Here is a 12,305-nt window from a genome sequence, read left to right as displayed (position 1 = left end):
AGCCGGATGTACCGCACGGGTGACGTCGTCCGTTGGAACAGGGACGGTCATTTGGTGTTCGTCGGTCGGGCGGATGATCAGGTCAAGTTGCGTGGTTTCCGTATCGAGTTGGGCGAGATCGAGGCCGTCGCGGTGGAGCTTCCGTCCGTCGCGCAGGCCGTCGCGATGGTCCGGGAAGACCGCCCGGGGGATCGACGCCTGGTCCTCTACGCGAAGTCTGCGGCCGATCAGAGCCCGGCCGATGTACGTCGCCATCTCCAGTCGAAACTGCCGGACTACATGGTGCCGTCGGTGGTGGTGGCGCTGGATTCGGTGCCGTTGACGCCGAACGGGAAGGTGGATCGCAAGGCGCTTCCGGTTCCGGACCGGGAGGGTGCGTCCGGCGGTTCGCGGGTCCCCGGTGATCCGCGCGAGGAGCTGATGTGCGGCCTCTTCGCCGAGGTGCTCGGCCTTGAGTCCGTGGGCGTGGACGACGGGTTCTTCGTCCTGGGTGGGCATTCGCTGCTGGCGACACGCCTGGTGGCGCGGGTGCGGTCCGTCCTCGGGGTCGAGGTCCGGATTCGGGATGTGTTCGAGAACGCGACCCCCTCGGCGCTCGTACGTGTGCTGGAGGAGCGGGCGGGACGCGTACGCCCCGCGGTGGCCGCGGCGAACCGCCCGGAGTGGGTCCCGGTGTCGTTCGCGCAGCAACGCCTCTGGTTCCTCCACCAGTTGGAGGGACCCAGCCCCACCTACAACATCCCGCTGCCCCTGCGTCTGTCCGGCCCCCTGGACGTCACCGCTCTGCGGGCCGCCCTGGGCGACGTCGTCACGCGGCACGAGAGCCTGCGCACCGTGTTCGCCGAGGGTGAGGCGGGCGCGTCCCAAGTCGTACGGGGCTTCGTCGTACCGGAGTTGGCCGTACGGGACGTCGACGATGCGTCCCTGGACGCCGAGGTCCTGAAGGTCGCGCGGTACGCCTTCGACCTCGCCGCCGAGATCCCCGTCCGTGCCGAACTGCTGCGCGTGGCCGCCGAGGAGCACATCCTCGTCGTCGTGGTGCACCACATCGCGGCCGACGGCGGCTCCCTGGGCCCGCTGGCGCGCGACCTGACGCGCGCCTACGCGGCACGCGTCGACGGGCGGGCCCCTGGGTGGGCCGAACTCCCCGTGCAGTACGCGGACTATGCACTCTGGCAGCGCGACGTACTGGGCTCGGAGGACGACCCGGAGAGCCTGGTCGCCGCGCAACTGGCCTACTGGCGTGTCCAGTTGACCGAGCTGCCGGAGGAGCTGAGACTCCCGGCCGACCGTCCCCGTCGCGCCGCCGCCTCGCACCGGGGCGCCCGGGTGACGTTCGAGATACCAGCCGAAGTGAGCGACCGTGTACGAGAGTTGGCGCGGTCGCAGGGGTGCAGCATGTTCATGGTGCTGCACGCCGCCGTGGCGTCGCTGCTGTCGCGTTTCGGTGCGGGCGAGGATGTGCCGATCGGTTCGCCGATCGCGGGCCGTACGGACGAGAGCCTGGCCGACCTGGTGGGCCTGTTCGTCAACACCCTCGTGCTGCGCACCGACCTCTCGGGCGACCCGACGTTCGCCGAGCTGCTGGCGCGGGTGCGGGATACGGACCTGGCGGCGTACCAGCACCAGGACGTGCCCTTCGAGCGCCTGGTCGAGGCGCTGAACCCGGCCCGCTCCCTCGCCCGGCACCCCCTCTTCCAGACCCTCCTCACTTATAACACCCATGCGCAGACACAGGAGGTGATGGACGGTGCCGCGGGCTCGACGACCGTCTCCGCGTATCCGTTCGCCGCCGACACGGCACGCATGGACCTCGCGTTCACGTTCACCGAACGCCCCGGCGGCGACGGCATTACCGGCCTGCTGAACTACGCCACCGACCTGTTCGAGGAGGAGACCGCCGCCCGGCTGGTCTCGGCGCTGCACCTGCTGCTCGGCGCGGTCGTCACCGACCCGCACCTGCCGGTGTCCCGCGTCCCGGTCCTCCCGCAGGACGAGGTCAAGCAGATCGTCCAGGGCTGGAACGATACCGGCGGTACGGCGGCCACGCGGCTGACCGTCGTCGAACGGTTCGAGCGGCAGGCGGCCGCCACCCCCGACGCGGTCGCCGTCGCCTCGGGCGCCGACGGGATCAGCTACGCCGAGCTCAACGCGCGGGCCAACCGGCTCGCCCGTGTCCTGGCCGAACGCGGCGTCGGCACCGAGACGTTCGTCGGCGTGCTGCTGCCGCGCGGCACGGACCTCGTCGCCGCGCTGCTCGCCGTGTGGAAGGCCGGCGGCGCCTACGTACCGGTCGACCCCGACTACCCGGCCGAGCGCGTCGCCTACATCCTCGGCGACGCGGCCCCCGCGCTCACCGTCACCACCTCCGCCCTCGTCGCCCATGTCCCGGGCACCGTCCTGGAGTTGGACAACCCGGAGACGGCCCGCGCCCTCGACGCCGCCGACCCGGCGGACCGCAGCGTCGCGGCTCCGCAGTCCGCCGCGGCGTACGCGATCTACACCTCCGGATCGACCGGCCGCCCCAAGGGCGTCGTGGTGTCGCGGCAGGGAGTGGCCGCCCACCTGGCGTTCGCGACCGGGGCGTACCCCGACATGGCGGGCGTCTCGCTGGTCGGCTCGTCGGTGGCGTTCGACCTCACCGTGACGGGCCTGTACACGCCGCTGCTGGTGGGCGGCTGTGTCTGGCTGGGCGAGTGGGACGCCGACGAACCGGTGCCGCCCGCCGTCACCGCCGCGGGCGGGACGAGCGTGGCGAAGGTGACCCCGAGCCACCTGGCCGTACTGCCGCTGATGCCGCGGCAGATGGTGCCCACCGGCACCCTCGTCGTCGGCGGCGAGGCGCTGAGCGGCGCCGTCCTCGACGGCTGGCGGGCCGACCATCCGCAGGTCACCGTCGTCAACTCGTACGGCCCGACCGAGACCGCGGTCAACTGCTGCCAGTACGTGCTGCGTCCGGGCGAGCAGGCGCCCGCCGGGGACGTGCCGATCGGCCGTCCGCTCCCGCACGCGCGGGCGTACGTGCTCGACGGCTCGCTGAGTCCGGTGCCGCCCGGTGTCGCGGGCGACCTGTACATCGCCGGCGCCGGAGTCGCACGCGGCTACCGCGGGCGCGCGGCGGCGACGGCGGAACGCTTCGTACCCGACCCGTTCGGGGAGCCCGGCACGCGGATGTACCGCACCGGCGACGTGGCGCGCTGGACCCGCGACGGCGAGCTGGTCTTCGCCGGCCGGGCCGACGACCAGGTCAAGGTCCGCGGCTTCCGCATCGAGCTCGGCGAGATCGAGACCGCGCTCGCCGCACACCCGGCGGTCGCCCGGGCCGTGGCGGTCGTGCGCGAGGACCTGCCCGGTACGCGCCAGCTCGTCGCCTACGCCGTCACCGGCGAGGACACCGGCGAGCTCCGCGGACATCTGCGCCGCCGCCTCCCCGCGTACATGGTCCCCGCGGCCGTCGTCGCGCTGACCGAGCTGCCGCTGACACCCAATGGCAAGGTCGACCGGGCCGCGCTGCCCGCGCCCGAGGGCGCCACCGCGCCGTCGCGGGCGCCGCGCGGGGAGCGCGAGGAGCTGCTGTGCGGGCTGTTCGCCGAGATCCTCGGGCTTGCGGAGGCCGGAGTCGGCGTGGACGACGGCTTCTTCGAGCTGGGCGGCGACAGCATCCTGTCGATCCAGCTCGTCTCCCGCGCCCGGCGCAACGGCGTCGGCCTGTCCGTGCGGGACGTCTTCGAGCACCAGAGCCCGGCGGCCCTCGCCGAGGTCGCGGACTGGTCGGGTCAGGGTGCCGCGGCGGACGTGGTGGACGAGCCCGTCGGCACGTTCCCGCCGCTGCCCATCGTGGCGCGCATGGTGGAACGCGGCGGCGACTGGCGCGGCTACAACCAGTCGCGCGTGGTGCGCACCCCGGCGGGCCTGACCGAACCGGCGCTGCTGCGCGGCGTGCAGACGCTGCTGGACCACCACGACGTACTCCGCTCGCGCCTCACCGCCCCGTCCGCCGACGGAAACGGTGAACAGCGCGCCCTGGAGTCCGAGGTGCTGCCCGTCGGCGCCGTACGGGCCGGGGACTGCGTCGTCCGCGTGGACGCGTTCGGCAGCGCGGGGGAGGACGAGTGGTCCGCCCTGGTGCGTACGGAGGCGGCACGGGCACGCGAGGCACTGGACCCGGCCGCCGGGGCGATGGTGCGGCTCGTCTGGCTCGACGCCGGTCAACTGCGCGCCGGAGCACTGGTGTTCGTGGCGCACCACCTCGTCGTGGACGGGGTGTCCTGGCGGGTGCTGCTGCCCGACCTGGCCGAGGCGGCCGGGCCGGGGGATACGGCCCTGGCGCCCGTCGGCACGTCGGTGCGCCGCTGGTCGACGGAGCTCGCGGCACAGGCCGCGTCCCCGGAGCGGTTGGCGGAGCTGCCCTGGTGGGAGTCGGTGCGCGACACCGCTCCGCTCGTCGGCAGCGGCGCCCTCGACCCCGTACGGGACACCCACGGCACGGCGGGGCACCGCACCACCGAGCTGCCGCCCGAGCTGACGCGGACCGTGCTGACGCGCACGGCGGGGTTGTTCAACGCCGGTGTGGACGACGTCCTGCTGACGGGCTTCGCCCTGGCGCTCTCGCGCTGGGCGGGCCGCGAGGAGCACCCCTGGGTGCTGGACCTGGAGAGCCACGGCCGCGACGAGGACCTGCTGGCCGGTGCCGAACTGTCACGCACCGTCGGGTGGTTCACCAGCCAGTACCCGGTGCGGCTGGAGGCCGGACCCGTGGCCTGGAGCGACGTCACCGCGGGCCGCGAGGCGGTCGGCGAGGCGATCAAGCGGGTCAAGGAGCAGCTGCGCGGCACCCCGGGGCGGGGCACCGGATACGGGCTGCTCCGCCACCTCAACCCCGGCACCGCCCCGATTCTGGCGGCCCATCCGCAGCCGCGGATCGGGTTCAACTACCTCGGCCGGTTCACCTCCTCCGCCACCGACGAGGCGGGCGGCGACTGGACGGTCCTGGCCGGCGGCGTCGCGGGCCAGCCCGCGACCGCGCCGCTCGCCCACGTCCTGGATGTCAACGCCGCCGCCCAGCAGGACCCCGACGGCGGCCTCGTCCTGCGCGTGAACTGGACCTGGGCGAGCCGGCTCCTGCCGGAGGCCGAGGTGGAGGCGCTGGCCGGCCTGTGGATGCAGGCCCTGGCGGGCATCGCCGCGTACACCGACGACCCGGGGGCCGGCGGACTCACCCCGGCCGACGCGGCGCTGACCTCGCTGAGCCAGGAAGAGCTGGACCTGCTCGAAGACGATTGGGAGATCTGAGCATGAGCACGCAGAAGCGCGGCATCGAGGGCGTGTTCCCGCTGTCCCCCCTCCAGGAGGGCATCCTCTTCCACAGTGCGTACGACGAGCGCGAACTCGACGTCTACACCGTGCAGATCGTCTTCGACCTCGAGGGCGCGGTGGACCGGGACGCACTGCACGCCGCGGCGTCGGCACTGCTGCGCCGCCACCCGAACCTGCGCGCCGCGTTCCGCTACGAGGGGCTGTCGCAGCCGGTGCAGGCGGTGGCGCGGACGGTGGAGACGCCGTGGCGCGACGAGGACGTCTCGGCCGCCGCCGACCCGGAGTCCGCCGCCGCGGCCCTCGTCGAGGAGGACCGCTGGACGCGCTTCGACCTGCGCCGCCCGCCGCTGGTCCGCTTCCTGCTGATACGCCGGGGCGAGGGCCGCTTCCGCTTCGTCCTGACCCACCACCACATCCTCTGGGACGGCTGGTCCACCCCGGTCCTGCTGCGCGAGCTGATGACGCTCTACCGGCAGGGCGGCGACGACCGCGGCCTGCCGCGCGTACCTCCGTACCAGGACTACCTGCGGTGGCTCTCCCAGCGGGACCGGGACGCCTCCGAACGCGCCTGGCGCGAGGCGCTGGACGGCCTGGACGGGCCCACGCTCATCGCTCCCGGAACGCGCCCCGTACGGGTGCCCGAGCAGGTCCGCGCGACCGTGGACCGTGAGACCACCGCCGCCCTCACCCTGCGGGCACGCGAGTGGGGCGTCACCCTGAACACGGTGGTACAGGCCGCCTGGGCGCTCGTGCTGTCCTGGACGACCGGACGCTCCGACGTCGTCTTCGGCGCCACCGTCTCCGGCCGCCCCGCCGAACTTCCGGGCGTGGAACGGATGGTGGGCCTCCTCCTCAACACCGTGCCCGTACGGGTCGCGGTCGACGCCCGCGCCTCCCTGCGCGAGCTGGCGGTACGCCTCCAGCGGGAGCAGTCGGCCCTGGTGGAGCACCAGTACGTCAGCCTCGCCGAGATCCAGCGCTGGGCCGGGCACGGCGAACTCTTCGACACTGCCACGGTCTTCGAGAACTACCCGGTCAGCGCCGAGGGCATGGCGGACGGTTCCGGCGAGGAGCTCCCCGTGAAGGTGAACGGGGCCGGTGTGCGCGACGCGACGCACTACGCGCTCGCCCTGATCATCGAGCCGGCCGACGCACTCGGACTGCGGCTCAGCCACCGCCCGGACGCGGTCGGCACCGAACTGGCCCGCGCGACCGTACGGCGCCTGACCGCCGTGCTGTCCGCGATGGCCGCCACCCCCGACCGCGCCACCGGCTCCCTGGAACTGCTGGACGCGGCCGAACGCGACACCGTCCTGCGCCGCTGGAACGACACCGCCGCGCCGCTGCCGCCCGGCACGGTCTCCGACTGGTTCGAGCGGCAGGCCGCCGCCACGCCCGCGGCGACCGCCGTGACGGCGGGCCGGGACCAGCTGTCGTACGCCGAGCTGAACGACCGCGCGAACCGGCTCGCCCGGGTGCTGCGCGCCCGCGGCGTACGCGCCGAGTCGTTCGTCGGCGTCCTGCTGCCCCGCGGCACCGAGCTGCTGGTGACGCTGCTTGCGGTGTGGAAGGCGGGCGGCGCCTACGTTCCGCTCGACCCCGCCTACCCGGCCGACCGGCTGGCGCACGTCGTGGGCGACGCCCGGCCCGTACTGACCGTCACCACCCGCGAGTTGGCCGACCGGCTGCCCGGCGCCGCCGACCGGCTGGAGCTGGACGCGCCGGGCACGGCGGCCGAGACCGCCGCGGCGGACCCGTCCGACCCCGGCGTCGCCGTACCCGCGTACGCCGCCGCGTACGCCATCTACACCTCCGGCTCGACGGGCCGCCCCAAGGGCGTCGTCGTGCCCAGGGCGAACGTCGCCAACCTCGTGGCGTGGGCCCACCGCGAGTGGGGCGCCGAACGGCTCGCCCGGGTCGTGTGCTCCACGTCGACGAGCTTCGACGTCTCGGTCTTCGAGCTGTTCCCTCCGCTGACGTGCGGCGGCACGGTGCGGCTCGTGGACAACGCGCTGTCCCTCGCGGAGCCCGCCGTGACCGAGGGCGCCGACCTCGTCAGCGGCGTGCCCTCCGCCCTCACCCACGTCCTCACCGGCCACGACGTGCGCTGGGACGTGGGCACGGTCGTCCTGGCCGGCGAGACGTTCACCGCGGCAGCCCTGGAGACGGTCCGCGCGGCCGCGCCCGGCGCCCGCGTCTACAACTGCTACGGGCCCACCGAGGCCACCGTGTACGCGACCGTCTGGCGCGCCGGCGCCGGCGACGGCAGCCCGGACATCGGCGCGCCGCTCCCCAACACCCGTGCGTACGTGCTCGATCCGCTGCTCCGCCCGGTGCCGCCCGGCGCCGTCGGCGAGCTCTACCTCGCCGGCGCCGGTGTCGCCCGCGGCTACCTGGGCCGGGCCGCGCTCACCGCCGACCGGTTCGTCGCCGACCCGTTCGGCGACGGCGGCGCGCGCATGTACCGCACCGGCGACCTGGTGCGGTGGACCGGCGACGGCGCGCTCACCTACCTCGGCCGGGCCGACGACCAGGTCAAGGTCCGCGGCTTCCGCATCGAGCTCGGCGAGATCGAGACCCACCTCGCCCGGCACGACGACGTCGCGCAGGCGGTGGCCGCGGTCCGGGAGGACCGCGCCGACGGCCCCGAACTGATCGCCTACGCCGTACGCCGCCCCGGCCACAGCGGAGCCGACCTGCGGGAGCACCTGCGCACCCGCCTGCCCGACCACATGGTCCCGGCCGCCGTCGTCGACCTCGACGCCCTGCCGCTCAACCCGAACGGCAAGGTCGACCGCGCCGCGCTCCCCGCACCCGAACGCCGCCTCGCCGCCTCCCGTGCCCCGCGCGACCCGCGCGAGGAGATCCTGTGCGAGCTGTTCGCGGAAGTCCTCGCGCTGCCGTCCGTCGGCGTCGACGACCACTTCTTCCACCTCGGCGGGCACTCGCTGCTCGCCACCCGGCTGATCGGCCGCATCCGCACCGTCCTCCAGGCCGAACTCTCCATCAGGACCCTCTTCGACGCGCCCACGCCCGCGGGCGTCGCCCGCGCGCTCGAACACGCTGCCGACGCACGCCCCCCGCTGGTACGGGCCGTACCGCGCCCCGACCGGCTCCCGGTGTCGTACGCGCAGCAGCGGCTGTGGTTCATCCACCGCTTCGAGGGGCCGAGCCCCGCGTACAACATCCCCGTCGCCGTGCGGATGAGCGGGCCGCTGGACGTCGACGCGCTGCGCTCCGCGCTCGCCGACACCGCCGTCCGCCACGAGTCCCTGCGCACCGTGTTCACCGAGGACGACGCCGGGCCCGTCCAGGTGGTGCTCCCGCCGGGCAAGGCCGTGCCCGAGCTGACGGTGTCGCACGTCGCCGAGAACGAGCTCGACGGCGCACTGTCCGCGGCCGCCCGCCACACCTTCGACCTCGCCCACGAACCGCCCCTGCGGGCCTGGCTGCTGCGGCTGTCCGCGACGGAGTCCGTACTCCTCCTGCTGCTGCACCACATCGCCGGCGACGGCTGGTCGCTGCGGCCGCTGCTGCGGGACGTCACCGACGCCTACACCGCCCGGGCCGAGGGCCGCGAACCGGACGCGGCGCCCCTGCCCGTCCAGTACGCCGACTACACCCTGTGGCAGCAGCGGGTCCTCGGCTCCGAGGACGACGAGCACAGCCTCCTCTCGGAGCAACTGCGCTACTGGCGCGAACAGTTGGACGGCCTGCCGGAGGAGCTCCCGCTGCCGTTCGACCGCCCGCGCCCCGTGCGCGCCGACTACCGCGGCGGCAGGCTGCCCCTGGAGGTCCCCGCCGAGCTGCACGCCGGGATCGTCACCACCGCCCAGCGGCACGGATGCAGCGTCTTCATGGTCCTGCACGCCGCGCTGGCGGCGACGCTCTCCCGCTTCGGCGCGGGCACGGACGTACCCCTCGGCACGACGATCGCGGGCCGCACCGACGACGCGTCCGCCGACCTCGTCGGCTTCTTCGTCAACACCCTCGTGCTGCGCACCGACCTGTCGGGCGATCCCGCCTTCGGCGAGCTGCTGCGCCGGGTGCGCACCACCGACCTGGCCGCCTACCGGCACCAGGACGTGCCGTTCGAGAGGCTCGTGGAGGAGCTGAACCCCGCCAGGTCGGCCGCCCGGCACCCGCTCTTCCAGGCCATGCTGACCCTCGGCACCACGGGAGACGTGCACGGCGACCGGGAGTTCGCGACCCCCGGCGGGCTCACCGTGAGCCCCGAGCGGGCCGGTTCGGGCACGGCGAAGTTCGACCTGCTGCTCGCCCTCAGCGAGCGCCGCGCCGCCGACGGCGCCCCGTCCGGTCTGTCCGGCGGACTGGAGTACAGCGCGGAACTGTTCGACCCGGAGACCGCGCGGGCGCTCGCCGACGGATTCCTCCGCGTCCTCACCCAGGCCGTCGGCTCGCCCAAGCGGCGGCTCAGCCGCCTGGACGTCCTCGGCGAGCAGCGGCGCGCCGCGCTCCTGGAGAGCGGCAGCGGCGGCCCCGGCCAGACGGTGCACCGCACCCTCGCGGAGACCTTCGAGGAGCAGGTGCGCCGTACCCCGCGGCGCGAGGCGGTCGTCGACGGCGGCACCGTCCTCGGCTACGCCGAGCTGAACGCCCGCGCCAACCGGCTCGCCCGCCTCCTGCTGCGGCATGGCGTCGGGCCCGAGCACGTCGTCGGCGTCGCCACCGGCCGGGGCGCGCAGCTGCACATCGCGACGCTGGCCGTCTGGAAGGCCGGAGCCGCCTATCTGCCGCTCGACCCCGCCCAGCCCGCCGAACGCACCGCCCGCACGCTCGCCGAGGCCCGGCCGACCGTGGTCGTCACGGTCGACGCGCGGCGCGCGGACCTGCCGCCCGTACCCGGCGGCACCCTCCTCGTGCTCGACGCGCCCTCCACGGCGGGGGAGTCGGCCGCCCTGCCGGACGGCGACCTCGGCCCCGCGGACGGCGTCCGCCCCATGGCGCCGGACCACCCCGCGTACGTCCTCTACACCTCCGGCTCCACCGGCCGGCCCAAGGGCGTCGTCATGCCGGCCGGTGCCCTGCTCAACCTGGCCCACTGGCACCGCAGCGCCTTCGGCACCGAACACCCCGTCCGCACCGCACAGTTCACCGCGGCCACCTTCGACGTCTCGGTGCAGGAGGCCGTCGGCGCGCTGCTCCACGGGAACACCCTGGTCGTCGTCCCCGAGGACGTGCGCCGCGACCCGCGCGCACTGGCGCACTGGCTGCGCGAGCACCGGGTGCGGGAGCTCTTCGCGCCCCACCTCGTGCTCGACGCCCTGGCGTCCGTCGCCCTCGCCGACGGCGTCGACCTCCCGGAGCTGGACACCCTCGTCCAGGCAGGCGAGGCCCTGACCCCCGGCGCGGACCTCAGGGCGTTCTGCGCGGCGCTGCCCGCACGCCGCCTCTACAACAACTACGGCCCGACCGAGACCCACGTGGTCAGCGCCCTCGCCCTGCCCGCCGCCGCGGACGACTGGCCCGACCCCGTACCGATCGGCGCACCCCTGCCCGGCTCCCGGCTCCACGTGCTCGACGAGCGCCTCGACCCCGTCCCCGCCGGTGTCGCGGGCGAGCTGTACGTGGCCGGCACCGGACTCGCGCGCGGCTACCTCTCCCGCCCCGGGCTCACCGCCGAACGGTTCGTGGCCGCGCCCTTCGGCCCGCCGGGCAGCCGGATGTACCGCACCGGCGACCTCGTACGGTGGCGGCGCGACGGCACCCTCGCCTTCCTCGGCCGGACCGACGACCAACTCAAGCTGCGCGGCTTCCGGGTGGAGCCGGGCGAGATCGAGAACGTCCTGCTCGCGCACGCCGACGTCGTCCGGGCCGCCGTCCTGACCGCGCCCGGGGAAGCGACGCGGCTCGTCGCCTACGTGGTCCCGGTCCCCGGCCGCACGGCCGACCCCCGGGAACTGCGCGCCCACGCCGCCCGGCAGCTGCCCGCGTACATGGTGCCCGCGGCCTTCGTCCCGCTCGACGACCTGCCGCTGACCGCCAACGGCAAGCTCGACCGCGCCGCCCTCCCGGCACCGGAGGCGACCCCGTCGGGCGGCCGCACCCTGGCCCGCACCCCGCAGGAAGAGCTGCTGTGCGAGCTGTTCGCCGAGGTGCTCGGGCTGGAGAGCGCCGGGGTGGACGACGACTTCTTCCTCCTGGGCGGCCACTCGATGCTCGCGATCCGGCTGCTCCGCCGGATCGAGTCCGTCCTCGGCGTGCAGCTGTCGGTGCGGGACGTCTTCGCCGGGCCCACGCCCGCCGGGCTCTCCGGGCGGCTCGGCACGGGGGACGAGGAGGACGCCTTCGCCACGCTGCTGCCGCTGCGCACAGGCGGGACGCAGCGCCCGCTGTTCTGCCTGCACCCCGGCTCCGGCCTCAGCTGGTGCTACAGCGGACTGCTGAAGCATCTGCCGCCCGAACTGCCCGTCTACGGCCTCCAGGCCGCACGGCCCTCGGCCGGCGAACGCTTCCCCGCGACGATGGAGGAGATGGCGGCCGACTACCTCGAGCGCGTCCGCGAGGTGCAGCCGTCGGGCCCGTACCGGCTGCTGGGCTGGTCGTTCGGCGGGCAGATCGCCTACGCGCTGGCCACCCTCCTCCAGGAGCGCGGCGAGGGCGTCGAGCTGCTGACGCTCGTCGACGCGTACCCCAACGACCGCGACCGGCCGAAGGACGACAGGTACGGGCTGATGGCCCGCCGTTTCCGCGACGCCGGTATCGCCGTCGGTGAGGAGGAGCTGGAGGAGGACCTCGAGCCGGCCTTCGCCCGCTACCTGGAGAGCGTGCGCGCCGAGGGCGGTTCGCTGGCGCAGCTGCGGGACGAGGAGATCCGCGACCGCTTCGAGGTGTACGTCAACAACGTGCTGCTGATGCAGCGTTACGTGCCCTCCCTCTTCCGCGGCGACGTCGAGTTCTTCACCGGTACGCACGAGCAGCTGGTGAGCGAGGTCTCCATCGCGCAGTGGAAGCCGTACCTGGAGGGG

Annotated in this window: 3 protein-coding genes; 2 read left to right on the top strand and 1 reads right to left on the bottom strand. The window is 74.5% G+C overall.

Features of this window, described 5'->3' with window-relative positions; all coding sequences use genetic code 11:
* On the bottom strand, positions 1 to 255 hold a 255-nt coding region (locus ORI94_RS34410; RefSeq protein ID WP_266082936.1), incomplete at its 3' end, for a hypothetical protein.
* On the opposite strand from ORI94_RS34410, the gene ORI94_RS34405 reads away from it, so the two are divergent.
* Complete coding sequence (locus ORI94_RS34405; RefSeq protein WP_416237953.1) at positions 166 to 5,292, top strand: amino acid adenylation domain-containing protein; 5,127 nt, start codon at positions 166 to 168, stop codon at positions 5,290 to 5,292. The genes ORI94_RS34410 and ORI94_RS34405 overlap by 90 nt on opposite strands.
* Before the next feature lie 2 nt (positions 5,293 to 5,294).
* Positions 5,295 to 12,305, top strand: a 7,011-nt coding sequence (locus ORI94_RS34400) for an amino acid adenylation domain-containing protein (RefSeq protein ID WP_266082932.1), incomplete at its 3' end; no start/stop codon positions are given.

Origin of the sequence: Streptomyces sp. NEAU-W12 (genome assembly GCF_026242095.1) — a bacterium.
GTDB lineage: Bacteria > Actinomycetota > Actinomycetes > Streptomycetales > Streptomycetaceae > Streptomyces.
Note: the sequence above shows the minus strand (reverse complement) of the source record. Positions and strands in the feature narration are given on the sequence as shown.